This window comes from Hyphomicrobium sp., assembly GCF_036262015.1.
Classification (GTDB): Bacteria; Pseudomonadota; Alphaproteobacteria; order Rhizobiales; family Hyphomicrobiaceae; genus Hyphomicrobium_C.
On sequence record NZ_DATAJR010000008.1, the window covers coordinates 728,561 to 749,223 of the forward strand.

Consider the following 20,663-nt stretch of genomic DNA (forward strand, 5'->3'; position numbering starts at 1 on the left):
TAAAACGCAAGGTATGTTACGCGCCGCCGTGTTGACTTTTTGAGCATTTGCGTGCTCGCGCGCTACCCGTGGGTGTGCAGTGGCAATGCCGGTGTGCGACGCAGAATGGCGTGGCGCACTATGACGCTTCCGCTTCGGCCAGTCCTAGGGCGAGCTGCACCGGCCTGAACGACCGGCGGTGATGCGGCGTGATACCGAGGCGGGCGAGCGCCGCCCGATGCTCGGGCGTGCCGTATCCCTTGTGGCGCTCGAAGCCGTAGCCGGGACAGCCGCGCGCGAGCTCGATCATCAGGCGGTCGCGTGTGACCTTGGCAACGATGGAGGCGGCTGCAATCGAGAGGCACTTGGCGTCGCCTTTGACGATGGTGCGTGTCTCGCATTTGAGCCGGGGCGCGCGGTTGCCGTCGACTATAGCGAGACGGGGCTTGCAAGAGAGCTTGCTCACCGCTTCGCCCATGGCCCACATCGTGGCGGCGAGAATATTGTCGCGATCGATGCGGTCGACTTCGCCAATGCCGACGCCGATTGCGAGCGCCGTCACCTTTATGCGCTCGAACAACCGTTCCCGATCCTCGGCGTCGAGCGCCTTTGAATCGTCGATGCCCTGCGGGATGCGGTTGGGATCGAGCACGACGGCGGCAGCGACAACCGGTCCGGCCCAGGGGCCACGTCCAGCTTCGTCGATACCTGCGATGGGCCCGCCTGCAAGCATTAGCTCCGCAGCCTCAAGCTCGAAAGTCGGCACAATTCTAGAATCATCCACCCGCATAGCGCTAGCGTTACGGGTGGCAGGACTTGTGTCAAAGCGGGCTGTGGATAGAAAGGGTCCCGCAGTCAGCGGTCAGAGCAAGGGCATCTGCTGGCCTTTGGCTACCGGGCGCGAGAAGAGGTCGAGGCGAAGCGGTTGGCGGCGCTCGTTTAGGCCAAGGCGTTTCAAGGCCAGCCGGAAGCGAAGCGCGATCTGATCGGCATAGGGGCCGTTGCCTTTTTGGCGGCGTCCAAACTCGGCGACATAGTCCTGTCCGCCGTGCATGGAGCGCAGAAGATTGATGACGCGGTCGGCGCGATCGGGAAACTCGCTCGCCAGCCACTCGCGGAAGATGTCCTTGATTTCGAGCGGTAGTCGCAGGAGCACATAGCCCGCTTCGGTGGCACCCGCCTCATGGGCCGCTTCAAGAATGCCTTCGATTTCGCTGTCGGTCAGGCCGGGGACGATGGGCGCGACCATGACCGCGGCCGGCACGCCTGCTTCGGCGAGTCCGCGAATGGCTTCGAGCCGTTTCGGTGGCGTGGTCGCGCGCGGTTCCATGGCGCGGGCAATGCGGCGGTCGAGTGTCGTCACGGAGAGTGCGACCTTCGCGAGGCCTCGGGATGCCATGCGCGAAAGGATATCCAGGTCGCGGAGCACGAGAGCGGATTTGGTGACGATCCCAACTGGATGGTTTGCGCGCTCAAGGACTTCGAGAATTTGCCGTGTAATGCGCCGCTCGCGCTCGATCGGCTGATAGGGATCGGTGTTCGTGCCGAGCGCAATGACCTTTAGCGTGTAGCCCTTGCTGGCCAACTCCTTCTCAAGCAACTCCGCCGCGTTCGTTTTGGCGTAGAGCTTGGTTTCAAAGTCGAGACCTGCCGAGTGGCCGAGGTAGCAATGGGTCGGCCGGGCATAGCAGTACGTGCAGCCGTGCTCACACCCCCGATAGGGGTTGATCGACTGGTCGAAGGAGATGTCCGGACTTTTGTTGGTGGTGATGATAGAGCGCGCCGGCTCCTCGTAAACCTCGGTGCGAAATGGATCCAGCTCTCCGAGGCTTTCCCAGCCGTCGTCGAAGCCCAGCCGCCGCTCGCTCTCGAAGCGGCCCGAATGGTTGGAACGCGCCCCGCGGCCACGCCGCCGCGTCTCATCGACCGCGCTTTCCGGCGCGGTTTCCGAACGAACAAGCGGGTTTGGCCTTTGACGCTCTGGATGGGTCATGGCCCATGAACCTAAACCAAGAATGAGAACAAATAAAGAACAGATTTCATCTCGGAGGTCTTGAGTGATCTGTGTGCGTTCTAGTTCTTGTGTGGCGCGGGTGTGGCTTGTTGGGTTTCGTGAGTTGGTGCAAGACAGGGCCATGATTTCCGTCGTGATACCTACGCTCAACGCCGAAGCCCACTTGGCTCAGACACTCTCGTCGCTCGTGCCGGCGGCGGTCGAAGGCCTGGTGCGAGAGGTCATTATCGCGGACGGCGGTTCGACAGACCGGACACTGGAAATCGCCGACGGGTCCGGGGCGGACATCGTCAAAGCGCCGATGGGGCGTGGTGCCCAGCTGAAGGCCGGTGCCGAGCGCGCTAGGTTCTCTTGGCTGCTGTTTCTCAATGCCGACATCTATCTCGACGCGGGCTGGGAGCGGGAAGCGGGGCTGCACATCGAACGCGTCGAAAGCGGGCGGCGGCGGCCGTCGGCTGCGAGCTTCCAGTTCACGCTCGATGATGAAGGCGTCCTGCCGCGCACACTGGAACGTCTTGTTTCGCTGCGGACAGGGCTGCTCAAGCTCCCGCACGGTGATCAGGGGCTTCTGATTTCGCGCGCTCTCTACAACGAGGTTGGTGGTTTCGGCTCAATGCCGGTGATGGAAGACGTCGATCTCGTGCGCCGCCTAGGGCGTAGGCGTATCGCCCTGCTCAACGCACGCGCCGTAACGAGCGGCGAGCACTATCGTCGCGACGGCTATGTTTCACGCATGGCGCGCAACCAGGCCTGCCTTGGGCTCTATCTGCTCGGCGTCCCGGTGAGGACGATCGCCAATTTCTACAAGTCGTCTGCGCCTGCGGGGTGAGATCTTCACCGCGAGCGGTTAGTCGCGGCGCATAAGTGGCGGGATTTTCCTCCTCGCAGTTTTATTGGCCCTATCCCCTTTCGCTCATCGCAAGCCAGCGTGTCCCGTCGGGCTCGCCGTTCAAAACATCTTGACGGATGTTATAATATCCGAAAATTAGAAGGCTGCAACGGATGCCGCTGTTGGCGGGCCCCTTCGCGTGGGCCACGTCGCAGATTTGGGGTCGGTTGAAACTTGGAGTCACATGGAAGTTCCGGCGAGAGGAGCAGCTTATTTGGATCAGGGCATCATCAACCATTTGGGTGACGGCGCAGGTGTGGACCGGAGATTGCCGGTCACAGTGCTCTCGGGGTTCCTCGGCGCGGGGAAGACGACGCTCCTCAATCACATCCTCAACAACCGCGAAGGGCGCAAGGTCGCGGTCATCGTCAACGATATGAGCGAAGTGAACATCGACGCGGCGCTCGTCGCCCGGGGCGGCGCCAACCTCTCGCGTACAGAGGAAGCGCTCGTCGAAATGAGCAACGGCTGCATCTGTTGCACGCTGCGGGAGGATCTCTTGGCCGAGGTGCGCCGTCTCGCGGCCGAGGGCCGGTTCGACTATCTGCTGATCGAATCGACCGGCATCGCGGAGCCGCTGCCGGTAGCCGCGACATTCGAGTTCCGGGATGAAGCCGGCGCAAGCCTTTCCGACGTTTCGCGTCTCGATACGATGGTTACGGTCGTCGATGCCGCGAACCTGCTCAAAGACTATTCCTCCCGCGACTTTCTCGCGGATCGTGGTGAGGTTGCCGGGGACGAAGACGACCGTCCGTTGGTGGGGCTGCTGGTCGAGCAGATCGAGTTCGCGGACGTCATCATCCTGAACAAGATCGACGTTGCGGAACCTGCCGAGATCGAAGCCGCGCGCGCGATCATTCGCGCGCTCAACGCGGATGCGCGGATCATCGAGACCAGCCACAGCAAAGTCGCGCTCAGCGACATCCTCGACACGGGGCTCTTCTCGTTCGAAGCCGCGCACCGGCACCCGACTTGGTTCCGAGAACTCAACGGGTTTCGCGACCACCAGCCAGAAACGGAGGAGTACGGGATCTCGAGTTTTGTCTACCGGGCGCGGCGGCCGTTCGATCCTGCCAAGCTGCATGCGTTTTTCAATACGCCCTGGCTAGGTGTCGTGCGGGCCAAGGGCTTCTTCTGGCTCGCCACGCGCCCGGCCTGGGTGGGGGAGCTCTCGCAGGCCGGTCCACTCGTTCGTCACGAGGCTGCCGGTTACTGGTGGGCGGCGGTGCCGAAGAATAGGTGGCCCGACGACGAAGCCACCCAGATTCGTATCCGCAAGGGCTGGCACAAACAGTGGGGTGATCGGCGGCAGGAGCTTGTCTTCATCGGAACGCGGGAGATGGACAAGGCGGCGGTCATCGCCGCGCTTGATGCCTGTCTATTGCCGATGGCCCAATCGGGGCCCGTCGATGCGAAAGCCTGGCTGGAGTTGGACGATCCATTCCCGGTGTGGGGGAAAGAAGCCGCGTGAGGCTCATGCCGGGCAAAATCCTGCGCGTCAGGACTTCGCCCGGTGCTCCTCGAAGCGGGGCATGATCTCGACGAAATTGCAGGGGCGGTGGCGGTTGTCGAGCTGCCACTTGAGGATACCGTTCCAGGCATCCTTGCAGGCCCCTGTGGAGCCCGGCAGGCAGAAGATCAACGTGCAGCGCGCGATGCCGCCGCACGCGCGCGACTGGATCGTCGACGTGCCCACCGACTGAAACGAGATATGGTGGAAGAGGATCGAGAAGCCCTCGATTTCTTTTTCGAAGAGCGGCTTTACGGCTTCGGGCGTGACGTCGCGGCCGGTGAAGCCGGTGCCGCCGGTCGTGATGACTACGTCGACAGCTGGGTCAGCAATCCAGCCCGCAACCTTCGCCCGGATCGCCTGGGCGTCATCCTTGAGCAAGGCGCGCGCGGCAACGGAATGGCCAGAGGTCGTGGCAAGCTCCGCCAGCGTATCGCCGGATTTGTCCTCGGCAGCCGTGCGTGTGTCCGACATCGTGAGAATGGCGATGCGCAGCGGGATGAAGGGGCGCGTGTCGTCGAGGCGGGTCATGGATCAATGCGTCCGAAGCTTTCAGCGGTTTTCGAGTGCGGACTGGACCGCGAGCAGATCGCGCCAGGCGTGGCGTTTCGCTGCCGGGGTGCGAAGCAGATAGGCGGGGTGCAGCGTTGCCATGGCTTTAACGGCGCGGCCTCCGATCTGGATTTCGCGCCACTTGCCGCGTACGCGCATGATGCCGTCCGTGACGTCGAGCACGTGCTTTGCGGCCGCGCCGCCGAGCAGCACCACGACATCCGGTTCCACCAGTTCCATCTGGCGTTCGAGAAACGGTTTGCAGACCTGGGTTTCCTGCGGCGTCGGTGTGCGGTTTCCGGGCGGGCGCCAATAGACGACGTTGGTGATATGGACATCCGGCTCCTTGAGCGCGATTGCGGCCAGCATCTTGTCGAGCAGCTGGCCTGCGCGCCCGACGAAGGGGCGGCCCTCGCGATCCTCCTCGCTGCCTGGCGCCTCACCGATGATCATCAGCCGTGCCTTGGGGGCCCCGCGGTAGAAGCAGAGGTTCTTGGCGGTGGCTTTGAGGCCGCAGCCATCGAAGCCGCGAAGGGCGCTTTCCAGGGCTTCCAGGTTCGGAGCGCTCTTGGCGGCTGAGCGGGCCGCGAGCTCAGCGGCGTCCGGTGGTTTCGGCGAGAAGCCCGGACGCGGATCGAATGCGGGTGCGGGCCTTTGTGGGGCGGTGCGCTGGGGTGCGGGGCGAGGCGGCTCGCGCTCTCCTGGTATCGGCGGAGCCGATTTGAATTCGGGTGCGCCGCGCGTGGGAGGTGCCTCCCCTTCCCGGGCAGGCAAGCGGAAATCCCGTCCCGGCACTGCTTCGCCGCGCGCGAGCCAGTCCACGGGCGCTTCGTCCACGGCGGTGTCGACGCCCATCTCCCGGTACCAATCGAGGAGGGCGGCCAGGGCGCGCATGTCGGTTTCGGATTGCATGGGGCGGCACATTACCCATCCCGCGACCCAAATGCACGTCTCCGGCGCTATGCCGCGGCTGTGTACACGCTTGACGCTTTCCTCAATTGGGACCAAACGGAAAATGACAAATGGCGGTGATGGGACCAGAGACAATGGCGCGGGGCGAAGCTGACCTTCCCGAGCGGGAGGCCATGGAGTTCGATGTTGTGATCGTGGGGGCGGGGCCGGCGGGTCTCGCGGCGGCGATCCGCATCAAGCAACTGGCTGCCGAGAAGGGTGAGGACATTTCCGTCGTCGTGCTCGAAAAGGGCAGCGAAGTCGGCGCGCATATTCTGTCGGGCGCCGTTGTCGACCCCAAAGGTCTCAACAAGCTCATTCCGGATTGGAAGGAGCGCGGCGCTCCGCTCACGACGCAGGTGACCGAGGACCAATTCCTGGTGCTGGGACCGGCCGGTGACATCCGCCTCCCGAACATGTTGATGCCGCCGCTGATGAACAATCACGGCAATTACATCGGCAGCCTTGGTCTCGTCGTGCGGTGGCTTGGTGAGCAGGCCGCCGAGCTCGGGGTCGAGATCTATCCGGGCTTTGCCGCGGCCGAGGTGCTCTATGACGAGAACGGCGCGGTTGTCGGCGTTGCAACCGGCGACATGGGCGTCGGCCGGGACGGTCAGCCCAAGGATAGCTATACGCGCGGCATGGAGCTTCGCGGCAAGTACACGCTGTTTGCCGAAGGCGCGCGCGGCTCGCTGACGAAAACGCTCATCAAGCGGTTCGACCTCGCACGCAACAGCGAGCCCCAGAAGTATGGCATCGGCCTCAAGGAGCTGTGGGAGATCGCGCCCGAGAAGCACCGGCCGGGGCTCGTGCAGCATACGTTCGGGTGGCCGCTCGACGGCAAGACCGGAGGCGGCTCGTTCCTCTATCACTACGGCAACAACCTGGTTGCTGTGGGCTTCGTGCTGCACCTCAACTACGAGAACCCCTACCTCTCGCCCTACGATGAGTTCCAGCGCTTCAAGACGCACCCTCGCATCCGCAGCGTGTTCGAGGGCGGACGGCGCATCGCTTATGGAGCGCGCGCCCTGACTGAGGGCGGCTGGCAGTCCATTCCGACACTCGCGTTCCCGGGAGGTGTACTAATCGGTTGCGCGGCCGGATTCATGAACGTTCCACGCATCAAGGGCAGCCACAACGCGATCCTATCCGGCATCGATGCGGCGGACGCCGCGGTGGCGGCGCTGGGCGCGGGGCGGTCGCATGATGTTCTCTCAGCCTACGAAAAAGCCGTGCGGACGGGCGAGATCGCGCGCGATCTCAAGCGCGTGCGGAACGTGAAGCCGCTCTGGTCGCGGTTCGGGACAATTCTGGGCGTCGGTCTGGGCGGCCTCGATATGTGGCTGCGTACGCTGTTGTTCGGCTGGTCGCCGCTCGGCACGTTCCGGCACGGCAAGCCCGACTCTGCGACACTGACGAAGGCCAGAAACGCCAAGCCGATCGCCTATCCGAAGCCTGATGGCGTGTTGACCTTCGACAAGCTGACCAACGTGTCGTTCTCGGCCACCAACCACGAGGAGGATCAGCCGATCCATCTCGTGCTCACGGATCCGTCGGTGCCGATCGACGTCAATCTCCCTCAATACGCCGAGCCCGCGCAGCGCTATTGCCCGGCTGGCGTCTATGAGGTTGTGCAAAATGATGCGGGGCAGCCGATTTTCCAGATCAACGCACAGAACTGCGTTCACTGTAAAACGTGCGATATCAAAGACCCGAGCGAAAATATTACGTGGGTGTGTCCGGAAGGGGGCGGCGGGCCGAATTACGCCGAGATGTGAGTCTCTAATAGGGAAAGTTGCGGACGGATTCCGGTTAATTGCTTCGGAAGACCGTTTAAGTGGGGTCGCCAACCGGTCGAAAGGTTTGCTACTCTCACGCGACTTCGTGCAGGGCTTCCCAAGAGGATCACAAGAATGAGTGCACGCCGTGGCCGGTTGGCCGTCCTCGTTCCTTTGCTTGCGGTTGGCCTACTGGCCACTCCGACGACTTCCCGGAGCGAGACGATCGAGGCTAGCGAGCCCTTCGACGGTACCCACTCGCTGGTCGGCAGCTACCTCGCCGGCCGCGTCGCCAAGGCGCAGAACGATGCGGCGGAGGCGTCCGAATTCTATCGAAACGCACTCATTCACGACCCGCAGAACGAGTTGCTGCTCGAGCAGGCGTTCCAGATCGAGGCCATGCGCGGGGAGTGGTCGCGGGCGTTCAAACTTGCCGAAGATCTGCTCGGGGTTTCGAAGCAGCACCGGATGGCGCAGCTCGCGCTAGCGCTCCGCGATTTCAAGGCTGGCTCTTGGAAGCAGGCAGAATCTCATTTCAAGTCGGCCGGTGCCGGACCCATCGGCGAGCTCACGAGTGCAATGGCTGCGGCCTGGGTTGAACTGGCCCAGAACAATACATCCGATGCATTTGCCCGGCTCGAAATGCCCAAGCAGGCCGAGTGGGCGCAGTTCTTTTTGCGCTACCACAAGGCGCTGATCTCTGACATCGCGGGCAAGCGAAACGATGCGCGAACCGCGTTCGAGCGGGTCTACGCTCAAGACGCGCGGACGCTGCGCACCGCACTCGCCTATTCCCGCCATGCGGCCCACAACGGCGATCGCAAGCGGGCGCTGTCGATCATCGATGAGCAGATCGAGAAGTCGCAGGGTGACGGCCATCCGCTTCTGCGCAGCCTCAAGGCCGCTGTGCAGTCCGGCAAGCCGGTCAATTTGATCGTGACCACGCCTTCGGAAGGTTTGGCTGAGGTCTTTTATGGCCTTGGTGAAGCCTTGATCAGCGAAGGAGCGACTGGGGTCGGCGTGCTCTATCTGCAAATGGCCCTCTTCATCGAGCCGGAGCACCAATTTGCGCTCGCAGCGCTGGCGAGCGCCTACGAAGGCAATAAACAATTCTCTGATGCGATCACCATCTACGATCGCATTCGGGGGACAAGCCCGCTTGCGACCGCCGTCGAGATCCGCAAGGCTTTCAACCTCAATTCGCTCGACAAAATCGACGAGGCGCGGGCGACGCTCGCCAAGCTTCTCGAGGACGAGACCAAACCGCAGTCCGACAGCAACGCTGCGCCAGCTGCAGCGGTGGATACGGCGACGTCGATCGACGATGACGAGGTGCTTCGCAGAGGCAAGCGCGGCGATGCGGTGCGGAAGCTGCAGGAGGCTTTGAAGGGCCTCGGCTACGACATTGATCAGGCGGACGGGCGCTTCGGTGACGACACGCGCCGTGCGGTGATCGCGTTCCAGAACAAGAACAAGCTCAAGGCCGACGGCGTCGTTGGACCGGCGACGTTCCGTGCCATCGTGGGCGGCAACCCTGCACAATTGGACAGCGCTTCGCTGGATGCGGCGAGCGACGGGCGAATGCCGCTCACGACTTCCGACAAGCTTGAGATCCTGGATGCGCTCGGCAACATCATGCGCGCGCGCAAGCTCTATGCCGAGGCTATTCCGTACTACGATCAGGCGCTCGCTCTGATCTCCAAGCCCGAGCGCCGTCATTGGGTCTACTATTACGCGCGCGGCACGAGCTACGAGCGCTTGAAGAACTGGGACGCTGCCGAGGTCGACCTGCAGAAGGCGCTCTCGCTTTACCCGGATCAACCGCTGATCCTCAACTATCTGGGCTACTCCTGGATCGATCAAGGCCGGAACCTCAAAGAGGGCATGGCGCATATCGAGAAGGCCGTCGCGCTGAAGCCGGACGATGGCTACATCGTCGACAGTCTCGGCTGGGCTCACTACATGCAAGGCAACTTCAACGATGCCGTCCGGTATCTCGAACGCGCCGTCGAGCTGAAGCCGGACGATCCGGTGCTCAACGATCACCTCGGAGATGCGCTGTGGCGTGTCGGGCGCGAGCGGGAAGCGCGCTATCAGTGGGATCAGGCGCTGTCGCTCAAGCCGGAGCCCGAGGACGAGGTGAAGATCCGCAAGAAACTCGAAACGGGCCTCACCGGTGCGGATCTGCCCGCGCAGGCGGTCCACGGAACGGGTAAGCAGGCGGCGAAAACCGGCGAGTCCGAAGAGAAGTAGGCGCGAGGCTTCGAGCTTGTCGGCGCAGATTCCATGCGATGACTGCGATCCGATGACTGCGATCCGCGAGTTTGCTCCGGCCAAGGTCAACCTTACTTTGGAAGTCCCCGGCAGCCGTGCCGATGGGATGCATGAGGTCGCAAGCCTGGTCGCTTTCGCGAGCGCTGGGGACGAGTTGTCCCTGGATCCGGCGGGTGGGCCCGGTATCGAAGTTACAGGACCATTCGCGGACAAGCTCACCGGGACTAACATCCTCGCTCGCGCGGTGATGTTGGTCGGTGAGCAGCTGCCTGGTCTTACGCTGGGTAGTGTGAAGCTCCAAAAGGCGCTTCCCGTTGCGGCCGGTATCGGTGGCGGGTCGGCGGACGCCGCAGCATTGCTGCGGGTCGCGCAGCGCATTCCTGGTGCTCAATCTTCCGACGTCGATTGGCTGTCGATTGCGCGTTCGCTTGGTGCAGATGTGCCGGCGTGCATGGAATGCCGCCCTCTTTGGATGACCGGTACCGGGCATAATGTGGAGCCGGTAGCCGAACTGCCGGTGCTCGATGCGATCCTCGTCAATCCTCTGGCGGCTGTGCCAGACGATAAGACGGCGCAAGTCTACAGAGCGCTTGGAGCCGCAACGCTCGGCGCGGATTACGTCGCGCCGTCGGCGCCGAAGTTGACCAACCGGTTGGAGCTGCTCGACTTCATGCGCGCCCGCGGCAATCACCTCGCGACGGCGGCCGAGACGGTGGTTCCGGACATCGGGGCTGTGCTCGGTGCGCTGCGCGCCTTGCCGAATGTCGAGTACGCCGCCGTCTCGGGAGGCGGTCCGACGTGCTTCGGCATTTTTCAGGATCGACGTGCGGCAGAGGCGGCGGTCCGCGAGATCGCGGCACGCCGTCCCAACTGGTGGGCGGTGGCCGCAACGCTCGGGTCGGCTCGCTGCGCGGCTTAGAGCGCTTCCGGAAAAGTGGGAACCGGTTTTCCGATAAGAAGCACGACAAAACAACAACCGCGGTCGGTCCGCGATTCAACTCAAACCGGAACGACCCTAGTGCGCGCGGGCGATGCAGAAGTCGATGACGTCCTGCATGGCACTGCGCTCGCGGCTCTCCGGGAAGATCGCCAGCGCATCGCGGGCGATGCTGCCGTAGGAACGGGCGCGGTCGAGCGTGGCCTCAGTCGTTTTGTGCTTCGTCATGAGGCCGATCGCGTGATCGAGGTCGCCGTCGCCGATCTCGCCGTGCACGATGGTGCGGTTCCAGAACTCACGGTCGCGGTCGTTTCCACGACGGAAGGACAGGATGACCGGGAGCGTGATCTTGCCCTCGCGGAAGTCGTCGCCAACCGATTTGCCCAAGCGTGCGCTGTCGCCGGAATAATCGAGTGCGTCGTCGACGAGCTGGAAGGCAAGGCCGAGATTGCGGCCGTAGGAGCGCAAAGCGGCCGTTTCGTCGGCGGGGCGCTGGGCGATGGCGGCGCCGACCTCGGCCGCGGCTGCAAACAGCGCTGCAGTCTTGGCGTCGATGATGGCGAGGTAGGCGTCCTCGGTGGTGGCGGTGTTCTTGGCGGCCGCGAGCTGCATGACTTCGCCTTCGGCGATGGTCGCTGCCGCGTTGGACAGGATGCGCAGGACGGGAAGTGAGCCGACGTCGACTAGCATGCGAAAGGCCTGACCGAGCAGGAAGTCGCCGACGAGCACGGTTGCCTGATTGCCCCAGATGAGGCGAGCGGTCTTACGGCCACGGCGCGTGTCGCTCTCGTCCACGACGTCGTCGTGCAGGAGCGTGGCCGTGTGCATGAATTCGATAGCTGCGGCCGTACGGATATGCCCATCACCTTTGTAGTTGCACAGCTTCGACGCGGCGATGGCTAGCATCGGACGCAAGCGCTTGCCGCCCGAGTTCACGAGGTGGTGGGTCAGTTTCGGGATGAGATCGACGTGCGAGACTGCCTTATCGAGGATGATCCGGTTGATCGCATTCATATCCTCGTTCACGATCTCGAGGAGGGGCGCAAGGCTTTGCGAGGGCTCCCGCGCCTCGTCGAGGGGGACGACTACTCCCACGGCGGCTCCTTAGTTTGTTGCGTACGTTTCTTGCAGTCTTCGGCGTAAGCTCCCACGATTATCCCACGCCGAACCAATGGAATTCGACGTGCCGCGGGCCTGGGCACCATAGCCAGTGTTTGGCGGATACGCACCGAAAAATGAGACGCAGCGAGGGCCGTTTATGTCCGTGACCGATGACGCGTTTCTGGGGGGGCGGCTCAATATTCTCCAGCCCCGCCAAGCCTATCGCGCCGGGCTCGACGCGGTGATGCTGGCGGCCGCCGTTCCGGATCGGGATGGACAGCCCTTCAGCGTGCTCGACGCGGGCGCAGGCGTTGGGACAGCGGGACTTTGCGTCGCATGGCGCTGTTCCGGTGCCCGCGTCGTGCTCCTCGAGCGGGAGCCGGAACTGGTGGCGTTGGCCCGCGACAACATCGCCCGGAATGCCCTGAACGACCGTGTCTCGGCGGTAGAGGCCGACCTCTCCCGGGTTTCGAACGCCGAGCTTGCGGGCCTTGGCCTTGGGGAGGGGACTTTCGATCAGGTGATCGCCAATCCGCCATATCATGCGGAAGGGGCTGGCACGTCGGCTCGCCACGCGCTGAAGTCAGCGGCGCACGCGATGCCCGAAGCAGGGCTAGACGATTGGTGCCGGTTTCTGGCGCGTATGGCTCGGCCGGGCGGGGAAATGCTGATCGTCCATAAGACGGACGCGTTGCCGGAGTTGATACGGTGCCTGGACGGACGGTTCGGAGGGCTTACGGCCTTGCCCCTGCATTCGCACGCAGGAGAAGCAGCCGGGCGCATTCTGCTCCGAGGACGGAAGGGATCGCGGGCGCCGTTCCGCCTTGAGGCGGGTCTCGTGCTGCATGAAGAGGACGAGCGGCCTACGCGCGGCGCGGAGAATGTGCTTCGGCTTGGTCAGGCGCTCGACGTGGCCTATGGGAAGAGGGATATGGATCCGGTGACGCCCTGACGCGATTGGGCCGTCACCAGAAGGAGCGAAAGGACGAGACGGAATGGGATTGTTCAACCGCGGTACCGTGGTTCCAGTTCTGAGGCTTTCAGGCGCCATAGGCATGGCTGCGCCACTTCGGCCGGGGCTGTCGATCGCGTCGCTCGCCGGGCCGATCGAAAAGGCCTTCTCGATGTCGAAGGCACAGTCGGTTGCGGTGGTGATCAACTCGCCGGGCGGAAGTCCCGTGCAATCGAGTCTTCTCTTTCGCCGCATGCGCCAGCTCGCGGACGAGAAGGGCAAGAAGATCTATGTTTTCTGCGAGGATGTGGCCGCGTCGGGCGGCTACTACCTCGCCATCGCGGGCGATGAAATCTACGCGGATGCGTCCTCGATCGTTGGCTCAATCGGCGTCATTTCGGCGAGCTTCGGGCTCGACCGGGCTATCGAAAAGCTTGGCATCACACGGCGCGTTTATACCGCCGGAACCAACAAGGGGGCGCTCGATCCCTTCCAACCGGAGAAGCCCGAGGAGATCGAGCGGCTGAAGGCCATTCAGCGCAACGTGCACGACGTCTTCATCGGTGTCGTGAAGGATCGCCGTCTCGGGCGGTTAAAGGGACCGGATTCCGAACTGTTTTCGGGGGCGTTCTGGTCGGCCATGGAAGCGCTCGAACTCGGCTTGATCGACGGCATCTCGGACGTTCGGACGAAGATGCGGGAGCTGCACGGCGAGAACGTGCGCCTGCGTGTGGTGCCGATGGAACGGGGCTGGTTCGCCGGGCGTTTCCGGAAGCTGCCGTCAGTGTTCGGCGGACTGGGGTCCGAGGGACAAGGGCTTGCTTTCGCTGACGATCTGGTGTCGGCTGTGGAGATCCGGGCCCTTTGGTCGCGCTTCGGGCTTTAGGCTCGGGTGTTCGGGCCGTCGTACCCTTTCAAGGTCGTGCCATGCCGCAAGTCATTGCTCTGATGATCGCAGGGGCCGGGCTCTATGCCGGCTGGAAGTGGGTTTCGCGCGCTGTTTCCGACGCGCAGGAGGCGATCAAGCGCGGCGAGGCGGAGGCCAAGCGCCGCGAGGCCATGGCACGAGGCGGTCCGAAGGATCTCGGCGCGCTGGAACTCGACCCGCAGACGGGGGCGTACCGGCCGCGGGCCAAATAGGAGCGGGCTGGGTGACAGGAGGGCGCGAATGGGTATAGTGCGCGCCTCGCAGCAAATCCGGCGTGCCTCATGCCCAAAAACTCCCTCCGAACTGCTGAAGCCCTGCCCGCAATGCCGGCGCTTCGGCCCAAGGAAAGCTTTCAAGATCTGATCCTTACGCTCCAGCAATTCTGGGGCGCACAGGGCTGCGTCGTGCTGCAGCCCTATGACATGGAGGTGGGGGCGGGCACGTTCCATCCGGCGACCACATTGCGGGCGCTGGGCCCGAAGCCGTGGAGCGCCTGCTACGTGCAGCCGTCGCGCCGCCCGAAGGACGGACGCTACGGCGAGAACCCGAACCGTCTGCAGCACTACTATCAGTTCCAGGTGCTCATGAAGCCCTCACCTGAGAACATCCTCGACCTCTACCTCCAAAGCCTCGATGCCATCGGCATCGATACGAAGGTCAACGACATCCGCTTCGTCGAGGACGACTGGGAGAGCCCGACGCTTGGTGCCTGGGGGCTCGGGTGGGAAGTATGGTGCAACGGCATGGAGGTGACGCAGTTCACCTACTTCCAGCAGGTGGGCGGCTTCGACTGCAATCCGGTTGCGGGGGAGATCACGTACGGCCTCGAACGCCTCGCCATGTACGTCCAGGGTGTGGATCGCGTGTTCGATCTCAACTTCAACGGTCGCACGGACGACCGGAAGCTGACCTACGGCGACGTCTTTCTGCAGGCCGAGCAAGAGTATTCGCGGTTCAATTTCGAGCATGCCGACACCGCTTTGCTGCTGCAGCATTTCCGCGACGCCGAAAAGGAATGCAAGTCGCTGCTCGAACGGGGTGCAACTGATGAAAAGCACCTCATGGCGTTGCCCGCTTACGACCAGTGCATAAAAGCCTCACACGTCTTCAATCTTCTCGACGCACGCGGAGTAATATCCGTGACCGAACGCCAGGGGTATATCCTGCGCGTCCGTGAACTTGCCAAGGCTTGCTGCAAAGCTTGGCTCGAGACTGATGGAGGCCGTTCGTGAATGAGACTGTCATTGGCATACTTGTAATTGGCGTTCCGGCGCTATTGATCGGCGGCATCCTGCTTGGCCGCTATCGTCCGGTGTTCTGGATGTTCTTCGCTGCGCTCATCGTCGGGCTCGGCTACCTGACCACGACCGGCGCCGTTGACGACGTGGGCAAGAAAGCCATCGACTATGTGGGCACGCCTCCGCCGGCGGCGACGCCGACTGCAGCTCCTGCTGCGGCGCCCGAACCTGCTCCGGCGCCTACGCCTGAGCCGGCTCCTGCTTCTGAAGCAGCACCAGCCCCTGAGGCGGCTCCGGCCCCGGCTCCAGAAGCTCCGGCAGCGCCTGAAGCAGCACCTGAGGCGGCCCCCGCTCCTGAAAGTGCTCCCGCGCCTTAATGAACGGATATTTCAGAGTTAAAACTCCGGGGACATGCACGCTGCATGTCCCCGGTTTGCGTTTTTCCAGGGCGACGAAGTCCAAGGTTGCCCCGCTGGGTGCGCCCCCGTATGTCTGTGTCGCGGCGGCCTCAAGCCCGGCCGCCGAACTCAACGCTTCACGAGGCACGCGCCCATGGCCGAACTTCTGCTCGAGCTCTTCTCTGAGGAAATCCCGTCGCGCATGCAGGCGCGCGCTGCGGAGGATCTCAAGCGTCTCGTGACGGAGGGCTTGCGCGCGCAGGGGCTCGCGGTGGGGGAAGCCCACAGCTTTGCGACGCCTCGCCGGCTCGCGCTCGCGATCGAGGATGTGCCGGCGCAGTCACCTGCCGTGTCGGAAGAGAAGAAGGGGCCGCGCGTCGGTGCGCCGGAGCAGGCCGTGCAAGGCTTCCTGAAGTCGGCGGGACTCGCCTCGCTGGATCAGGCTGAGATCGTCAAAGACGAGAAAAAGGGCGACTATTACGTCGCGCGCATCGAAAAGTCGGGGCGCGCAGCGGCTGACATCACGGCTGAGGTCGTGGCGGGCGTGCTTACGAAATTTCCGTGGCCGAAGTCCATGCGCTGGGGGGCGGGCACGTTCCAGTGGATCCGTCCGTTGAAGTCGATCGTTTGCCTGATCGATGGTGAGGTCGTGCCGCTCGAGATCGCGGGGCTCAAGGCGTCGAACACGACGCGCGGCCATCGCTTCCACGGCAACGACCTGTTCGAGGTCTCGAGCTTCGAGGAATATGCCGACAAGCTCGCCGGGCACGCCGTGATGCTGAACGCAGCCGAGCGCATCGAGGAGATCAATGAGCAGGCGGAGGCCCTGGCTGCCAAGGCGAAGCTCGAATTGATCGACGACGAAGCGCTGCTGGCGGAGAATGCAGGGCTCACCGAATGGCCCATCGTGATGATGGGTGAGTTCGATAAGAGTTTCCTTGACGTGCCGCCTGAGTGCCTGACCACGTCCATGAAGAACCACCAAAAGTGCTTTTCGCTTCGTGACCCAAAGACGAAGAAGCTCGCCAACAAGTTCATTCTTGTCTCGAACCTCACGGCCACGGATGGGGGTGCGCAGATCGTTGCGGGGAACGAGAAGGTGATCCGCGCGCGGTTGTCGGACGCCAAGTTCTTCTGGGAGCACGATCTCAAGCGGCCGCTCGACGAGATGGCGATCGCGCTCGAGAAAATTACGTTCCACGAGAAGCTTGGCACGCAGAAGGAGCGTGTGGAGCGTATCAAGGAACTGGCGTTTCAAATTGCCGGTGCGGTCGATGCCGATCCGCAGGATGCGCGCCGTGCGGCCGAATTGTCGAAGGCCGATCTCGTCTCGGACATGGTTGGTGAGTTCCCGGAGCTGCAGGGCCTGATGGGCCGCTACTACGCGGAACACGCGGGCGCCAAACCCGAGATCGCGCGTGCTATCGAGCTGCACTACAAGCCCAAGGGGCCAACGGATTCCGTGCCCAAGGAGGACGAGGGCGACGCCGTTGCCATCGCGGTGGCGCTGGCCGACAAGCTCGACACGCTCGTTGGCTTCTGGGCGATCAATGAAAAGCCGACGGGTTCGGGCGATCCGTATCAGCTGCGGCGCGCCGCGCTCGGCGTGATCCGTATCGTCATCGAGAACGATCTGCGTTTGGGGCTCGACGAAGCGACCGGCAAGGCCGAAGTGCAGTATAAAAATCAGGGTCGCATCGCGGAGCCGCCGCGCGATCCCAAGATGACGGACGAGGATTATCTGAGCGCCATATGGCGTTCGCGCCGGAGCTTGATCGAATTCTTCGCCGATCGCCTGAAGGTCTATCTCAAGGACAAGGGTGCGCGGCATGATCTGATCGATGCCGTGTTCTCGCTCGACGGCCAGGATGATCTCGCGCTGATCGTGAAGCGCGTCGAGGCGCTCTCCGACTTCCTCAAAACCGACGATGGCGCGAACCTGCTCGCGGGCGTGAAGCGTGCATCGAACATCCTCTCGATCGAGGAGAAGAAGGACAAGCGGAGTTACGCCGGCAGCTATGATCTGAAGCTGCTCACGGAGAAGGAAGAGCTCGCCCTTGCGGCAGCCATCGAGAGTGTGAAGCAGGACACCGTGGCGGCCATCAACGTCGAGAACTTCAAGGGCGCCATGAATGCGCTCGCGGAGCTGCGCGCACCGGTCGATGCGTTTTTTGACAAAGTGACAGTGAACGCTGCTGACGCCGCACTCCGCGAAAACCGGCTCAAGCTACTCTCTGAAATTCGCGCTGCAACTTTGACCGTCGCGGACTTTTCGAAGATCGCAGGCGAAGCTGGAAAATAGGTAGTGGCCCGTACAGAGGGCTCCCACGATTCATGGTAGATTCCGTTCGTTACGAGCGTAGGGAACGGGAGACCGGGACATGAACATGGGAAGCGCTCGCCCGCCCACGACATTCAGCATCGCCAAGGATGGCAAGCACCACGACGCGATTTTCCGCGTGGAAGGCGATGTCGTGTCAGTGATCTACTGGGCGCCTCAGGGAGTCACGCGCCGCGTGGCTCCGGCGGAAAACGCTGTGCAGCCGGAAATGACGGCGCGCATGCTGCTGAGCGAGATGATCTGAGCGCCGGAATGCAACGGTGCACTCGTCATCTCTGCTGTCGTATATCGGACAGATGAATTTCAGCATGAAAAACCGGCGGTCCTGAGGGAGACCGCCGGCTGCTCATGATCCGTGACGATCCGTACTGAGTGAGTACGGGACTACTCCACGGTCACGATCTGCTGCACGACACCGCCGGCCGCCTTCACGGGTTTGTCGGCCGTGTCGAATGTGGTGTCGTTGTTGCCCTCCTCGTGGAGCATCACAATGAGTTTGGTGCCCGCTTTGGCCGGTTTGTCGAGGGGGACCGACACTTCAGCATTCTGACCTGCCTTTACTGGCGCATGTCCGATGACCTGACCAGGCAGCGTGCCCGTGACATCGGTCCTGTGAATGACGACGTAGCCATTCTTGTCCGCGGTCACTGATCCAATGCTCACTGCACTTGTCGATGCCTTGAGGCCATCGGGCGAGATCGTACTTTCCGCCTGCGCGGTGAATGCGCCAAACGCGAGGGCAGAGACGAGCACCAATCCACGTTTGATCATGTTCGTTCCTTTCCATTGCGGGGTGGAGACGGCGCTGAGTGCGCGCGACGCCTCTGTTGGGCGCCGGACGTCTCCTTGTGTAGGTAACGCGCGGAAGCGGACGAGGTTCCGCCGAGTTCGGACGGTGCCTAGACAGTGGCCGCTTGCTGCTCGGCGTCTTCATAAGCGCTCGTCGCCATGAGCCACGCCTCTTCCGCTTCGGCGAGGCGTTTCGCCGTTTGCCCGCGCTCAAGCGAAACGCGGCTCGCTTTCGCCGCATCGGCGTAGAGGTCCGGCGATGTGAGCTGCGTATCGAGCTTCGCGAGTTCCGCCGTCAGTTTCTCGACGGCCTTTTCTGCCGTCTGCATCGCCTTCTTCAACGGTGCGAGCTCGGCGCGCCGGTTGGCGGCGGCCTTGCGTTGGTCCGCGCGGCTCGCGCGGGCGTCGGTGGCGGCGTCCGATGCGGCGCGGCGTGCGGCGCGCGGCGAACGCGTTTGCAGCAACTCCGCGCGATAGCTGTCCATGTCGCCGTCATAGGTGTGCACGGTGCCGTCGGCGACAAGCCAGAGACGATCGGCGGTCGCTTCCACGAGATGGCGATCATGGCTGATCAGGATTACTGCGCCTTCGAATTCGGCGATGGCATGGATGAGGGCTTCACGGCTGTCGACGTCGAGGTGGTTCGTCGGCTCGTCGAGAATGAGAAGATGCGGGGCATGAAATGCCGTCAGCGCCAGCAATAGGCGCGCCTTCTCGCCACCGGATAGGTTCCCGCATTTCGTGTCGGCCTTGTCGGCGCCGAAACCCCACGTGCCGAGACGCGTGCGCCGCTGGGCTTCGGTGGCTTCAGGCATCAGCTTCACGACATAGTCGAACGGCGTCGCCATCGGGTTCAGCTCGTCGAGCTGATGCTGGGCAAAGTATCCGACAGAGACGCGGCTCATGCCAAACACGTCGCCCGATAGGGGTGCGAGCTTTCCCGCGACCAGCTTTGCGAATGTCGATTTGCCGTTGCCGTTGGCGCCGAGCAGCGCGATGCGGTCGTCCTGATCGATGCGAAGGTCCAGGCCGGAGAGGATCGGCTTTCCGGGCTCGTAACCTGCGGTTGCCTTTTCGATGCGAAGGAGCGGGCTGGCGAGAGGCTTCTCCGGGCTCGGCAGCGCGAACGGCGCTACGCGATCCTCAACCTGATCGGCAATCGGCTGCATCTTGGCGAGGTATTTCACGCGGCTTTGGGCCTGCTTCGCCTTTGTCGCCTTGGCCTTGAAGCGGTCAATGAACGCTTGAATGCGACGGCGTTCGTCATCCTGCTTCTTCTTGAGTTTCAATTCGAGCCGCTGCTTGGCGCGGCGCGTTTCCTCGAAGTCATCATAGCCACCGGAGTAGAGCGTCAGCTTCCCGCGGTCGAGATGGAGGATTGCACTCGCGGCGCGGTTCAGGAGATCGCGGTCGTGGCTGACGATCAGCACGGTGTGGGGGTAGGATTTGAGATAGCTCTCGAGCCAGAGTGTGCCTTCGAGATCGAGATAGTTGGTCGGCTCGTCGAGCAGCAGGATATCCGGCTCCAGGAACAGGACCGAGGCCAGCGCCACGCGCATGCGCCAGCCGCCGGAAAAAGCACGGCAGGGGCGCTTCTGGGCGTCGTCATCAAAGCCCAGGCCAGCGAGGATGCTCGCCGCGCGGGCAGGTGCCGCGTGCGCGTCGATATCGGTCAAGCGGATCTGGATTTCGGCAATGCGGTGCGGGTCGCTGGCGGTCTCGGCTTCCGCGAGAAGGTTTGCGCGCTCCGCATCGGTCGAGAGCACCCAATCGATGAGGCTGTCGTCGCCGCCCGGCGCTTCCTGCGCAATGCGGCCGATGCGAGACCCGCGAGGGATGGTGATCGTTCCGGTGTCTCCGTGAAGATCGCCGGCAATGAGCTTCAACAAGGTGGACTTGCCCGCGCCATTGCGGCCGACGAGGCCGACTTTATGGCCCTCGGGAATGGCGGCCGTCGCATCCTCGATGATCGGCTTGCCTTCAATACGGTAGGTCAGGTCGTTGATGTGCAGCATGATGGGAGAAGCGGATA

The 20,663-nt window shown here is 63.2% G+C and carries 19 protein-coding genes; 12 read left to right on the forward strand and 7 right to left on the reverse strand.

The genetic code is table 11. From position 1 onward, the window contains the following. Positions 1-118 precede the first annotated feature (118 nt). Positions 119-769 carry a ribonuclease HII gene (locus VHO05_RS11960; protein WP_329646805.1) on the reverse strand — a complete coding sequence of 217 codons (651 nt, stop codon included), beginning with the start codon at positions 767-769 and terminating at the stop codon, positions 119-121. A gap of 72 nt (positions 770-841) precedes the next feature. Continuing rightward, positions 842-1,972 (reverse strand): PA0069 family radical SAM protein, encoded by a 1,131-nt coding sequence (locus tag VHO05_RS11965; RefSeq protein ID WP_329646806.1) that lies wholly within the window; start codon positions 1,970-1,972, stop codon positions 842-844. 142 nt (positions 1,973-2,114) lie between these two features. On the opposite strand from VHO05_RS11965, the gene VHO05_RS11970 reads away from it, so the two are divergent. Next, on the forward strand, positions 2,115-2,822 hold the full coding sequence (locus VHO05_RS11970) for a TIGR04283 family arsenosugar biosynthesis glycosyltransferase (protein WP_329646807.1): 708 nt from the start codon (positions 2,115-2,117) through the stop codon (positions 2,820-2,822). 274 nt (positions 2,823-3,096) lie between these two features. Further along, positions 3,097-4,353 (forward strand): zinc metallochaperone GTPase ZigA, encoded by a 1,257-nt coding sequence (gene zigA, locus VHO05_RS11975; RefSeq protein WP_329646808.1) that lies wholly within the window; start codon positions 3,097-3,099, stop codon positions 4,351-4,353. 27 nt (positions 4,354-4,380) lie between these two features. On the opposite strand, the gene moaB is transcribed toward zigA, so the two are convergent. After that, the gene (gene moaB / locus VHO05_RS11980) at positions 4,381-4,923 is read right to left on the reverse strand and encodes a molybdenum cofactor biosynthesis protein B (protein WP_329646809.1); all 543 of its coding nucleotides are present in this window, start codon (positions 4,921-4,923) and stop codon (positions 4,381-4,383) included. Between the two features lie 21 nt (positions 4,924-4,944). Continuing rightward, positions 4,945-5,856: a uracil-DNA glycosylase family protein gene (locus tag VHO05_RS11985; RefSeq protein ID WP_329646810.1), complete on the reverse strand. Its 912-nt coding sequence runs from the start codon at positions 5,854-5,856 to the stop codon at positions 4,945-4,947. Between the two features lie 134 nt (positions 5,857-5,990). Here VHO05_RS11985 and VHO05_RS11990 point away from each other — a divergent pair, with 134 nt between their 5' ends. The 3 genes from VHO05_RS11990 (at position 5,991) to VHO05_RS12000 (ending at position 10,866) form a co-directional block, all read left to right on the forward strand. Continuing rightward, positions 5,991-7,673, forward strand: coding sequence for an electron transfer flavoprotein-ubiquinone oxidoreductase (locus VHO05_RS11990; protein WP_329647518.1), 1,683 nt, complete (start codon positions 5,991-5,993; stop codon positions 7,671-7,673). A gap of 135 nt (positions 7,674-7,808) precedes the next feature. Beyond that, a complete protein-coding gene (locus VHO05_RS11995) occupies positions 7,809-9,926 on the forward strand; it encodes a tetratricopeptide repeat protein (protein ID WP_329646811.1) in 2,118 nt (705 codons plus the stop codon). Positions 9,927-9,978: 52 nt separating this feature from the next. Further along, entirely contained in the window at positions 9,979-10,866 is an 888-nt protein-coding gene (locus VHO05_RS12000) for a 4-(cytidine 5'-diphospho)-2-C-methyl-D-erythritol kinase (RefSeq protein ID WP_329646812.1), read from the forward strand. Between the two features lie 96 nt (positions 10,867-10,962). On the opposite strand, the gene VHO05_RS12005 is transcribed toward VHO05_RS12000, so the two are convergent. Continuing rightward, positions 10,963-11,979, reverse strand: coding sequence for a polyprenyl synthetase family protein (locus VHO05_RS12005; protein WP_414653757.1), 1,017 nt, complete (start codon positions 11,977-11,979; stop codon positions 10,963-10,965). A gap of 163 nt (positions 11,980-12,142) precedes the next feature. On the opposite strand from VHO05_RS12005, the gene VHO05_RS12010 reads away from it, so the two are divergent. The 7 genes from VHO05_RS12010 (at position 12,143) to VHO05_RS12040 (ending at position 18,086) form a co-directional block, all read left to right on the forward strand. Further along, positions 12,143-12,937 carry a tRNA1(Val) (adenine(37)-N6)-methyltransferase gene (locus VHO05_RS12010; RefSeq protein WP_329646813.1) on the forward strand — a complete coding sequence of 265 codons (795 nt, stop codon included), beginning with the start codon at positions 12,143-12,145 and terminating at the stop codon, positions 12,935-12,937. A 43-nt stretch (positions 12,938-12,980) separates the two neighbouring features. After that, positions 12,981-13,823: a S49 family peptidase gene (locus VHO05_RS12015; protein WP_329646814.1), complete on the forward strand. Its 843-nt coding sequence runs from the start codon at positions 12,981-12,983 to the stop codon at positions 13,821-13,823. Positions 13,824-13,864: 41 nt separating this feature from the next. Next, complete coding sequence (locus tag VHO05_RS12020; protein WP_329646815.1) at positions 13,865-14,077, forward strand: hypothetical protein; 213 nt, start codon at positions 13,865-13,867, stop codon at positions 14,075-14,077. Positions 14,078-14,146: 69 nt separating this feature from the next. Then, positions 14,147-15,097, forward strand: coding sequence for a glycine--tRNA ligase subunit alpha (locus VHO05_RS12025; protein WP_329646816.1), 951 nt, complete (start codon positions 14,147-14,149; stop codon positions 15,095-15,097). After that, positions 15,094-15,480 (forward strand): hypothetical protein, encoded by a 387-nt coding sequence (locus VHO05_RS12030; RefSeq protein ID WP_329646817.1) that lies wholly within the window; start codon positions 15,094-15,096, stop codon positions 15,478-15,480. The genes VHO05_RS12025 and VHO05_RS12030 overlap by 4 nt, the downstream gene beginning before the upstream one ends. A 175-nt stretch (positions 15,481-15,655) precedes the next feature. Then, positions 15,656-17,803, forward strand: coding sequence for a glycine--tRNA ligase subunit beta (gene glyS / locus VHO05_RS12035; protein ID WP_329646818.1), 2,148 nt, complete (start codon positions 15,656-15,658; stop codon positions 17,801-17,803). A 79-nt stretch (positions 17,804-17,882) separates the two neighbouring features. Further along, positions 17,883-18,086 (forward strand): hypothetical protein, encoded by a 204-nt coding sequence (locus tag VHO05_RS12040; RefSeq protein WP_329646819.1) that lies wholly within the window; start codon positions 17,883-17,885, stop codon positions 18,084-18,086. 140 nt (positions 18,087-18,226) lie between these two features. Here the strand turns inward: VHO05_RS12040 and VHO05_RS12045 are convergent, their stop codons facing one another. Further along, complete coding sequence (locus VHO05_RS12045; RefSeq protein WP_329646820.1) at positions 18,227-18,613, reverse strand: DUF7282 domain-containing protein; 387 nt, start codon at positions 18,611-18,613, stop codon at positions 18,227-18,229. Between the two features lie 128 nt (positions 18,614-18,741). After that, a complete protein-coding gene (locus tag VHO05_RS12050) occupies positions 18,742-20,646 on the reverse strand; it encodes an ABC-F family ATP-binding cassette domain-containing protein (protein WP_329646821.1) in 1,905 nt (634 codons plus the stop codon). Between the last annotated feature and the right edge of the window lie 17 nt (positions 20,647-20,663).

What these genes read in the sequence shown, in the direction of transcription:
- VHO05_RS11960 (WP_329646805.1), bottom strand. Translation starts at nt 769, where the DNA reads ATGCGGGTGGATGATTCTAGAATTGTGCCGACTTTCGAGCTTGAGGCT.
- VHO05_RS11965 (WP_329646806.1), bottom strand. Translation starts at nt 1,972, where the DNA reads ATGACCCATCCAGAGCGTCAAAGGCCAAACCCGCTTGTTCGTTCGGAA.
- VHO05_RS11970 (WP_329646807.1), top strand. Translation starts at nt 2,115, where the DNA reads ATGATTTCCGTCGTGATACCTACGCTCAACGCCGAAGCCCACTTGGCT.
- moaB (WP_329646809.1), bottom strand. Translation starts at nt 4,923, where the DNA reads ATGACCCGCCTCGACGACACGCGCCCCTTCATCCCGCTGCGCATCGCC.
- VHO05_RS11985 (WP_329646810.1), bottom strand. Translation starts at nt 5,856, where the DNA reads ATGCAATCCGAAACCGACATGCGCGCCCTGGCCGCCCTCCTCGATTGG.
- VHO05_RS11990 (WP_329647518.1), top strand. Translation starts at nt 5,991, where the DNA reads ATGGCGCGGGGCGAAGCTGACCTTCCCGAGCGGGAGGCCATGGAGTTC.
- VHO05_RS11995 (WP_329646811.1), top strand. Translation starts at nt 7,809, where the DNA reads ATGAGTGCACGCCGTGGCCGGTTGGCCGTCCTCGTTCCTTTGCTTGCG.
- VHO05_RS12000 (WP_329646812.1), top strand. Translation starts at nt 9,979, where the DNA reads ATGACTGCGATCCGCGAGTTTGCTCCGGCCAAGGTCAACCTTACTTTG.
- VHO05_RS12010 (WP_329646813.1), top strand. Translation starts at nt 12,143, where the DNA reads ATGTCCGTGACCGATGACGCGTTTCTGGGGGGGCGGCTCAATATTCTC.
- VHO05_RS12015 (WP_329646814.1), top strand. Translation starts at nt 12,981, where the DNA reads ATGGGATTGTTCAACCGCGGTACCGTGGTTCCAGTTCTGAGGCTTTCA.
- VHO05_RS12020 (WP_329646815.1), top strand. Translation starts at nt 13,865, where the DNA reads ATGCCGCAAGTCATTGCTCTGATGATCGCAGGGGCCGGGCTCTATGCC.
- VHO05_RS12025 (WP_329646816.1), top strand. Translation starts at nt 14,147, where the DNA reads ATGCCCAAAAACTCCCTCCGAACTGCTGAAGCCCTGCCCGCAATGCCG.
- glyS (WP_329646818.1), top strand. Translation starts at nt 15,656, where the DNA reads ATGGCCGAACTTCTGCTCGAGCTCTTCTCTGAGGAAATCCCGTCGCGC.
- VHO05_RS12040 (WP_329646819.1), top strand. Translation starts at nt 17,883, where the DNA reads ATGAACATGGGAAGCGCTCGCCCGCCCACGACATTCAGCATCGCCAAG.
- VHO05_RS12045 (WP_329646820.1), bottom strand. Translation starts at nt 18,613, where the DNA reads ATGATCAAACGTGGATTGGTGCTCGTCTCTGCCCTCGCGTTTGGCGCA.
- VHO05_RS12050 (WP_329646821.1), bottom strand. Translation starts at nt 20,646, where the DNA reads ATGCTGCACATCAACGACCTGACCTACCGTATTGAAGGCAAGCCGATC.